This is a genomic window from Tritonibacter sp. SIMBA_163, from assembly GCF_046535935.1.
Taxonomy (GTDB): Bacteria; Pseudomonadota; Alphaproteobacteria; order Rhodobacterales; family Rhodobacteraceae; genus Epibacterium; species Epibacterium scottomollicae.
The window spans coordinates 1-228 of sequence record NZ_JAWJBP010001590.1 but is presented as its reverse complement, the minus strand read 5'-3'; the positions used below and the strand labels follow the sequence as shown (position 1 = coordinate 228).

Below are 228 nucleotides of genomic sequence, written 5' to 3'. Positions count from 1 at the left end.
GGACCCGATACGCGCATGCGCCTGACCTTTCTTGGCACCCGCGCCTACATCGACGCCAAGAACCGGCGGCACCGGCGGCACAGCGCCGCGCTGATCGAGGCGGCGGGACAGCGCATCATGCCGGACTGCGGCGCCGATTGGCGCGGCGAATTGGGCCGCATCGCACCGGACGCCATCGTCCTGACGCACGCGCATCCAGACCATGCCTTCGGCCTGGCCGACGGCGCC

General features: G+C 71.5%; 1 protein-coding gene. It reads left to right on the top strand.

Annotation, left to right across the window (positions count from 1 at the left end):
- The coding region (locus R0J92_RS27620; RefSeq protein WP_411054029.1) for an MBL fold metallo-hydrolase at nucleotides 1–228 on the top strand (228 nt) is incomplete at both ends.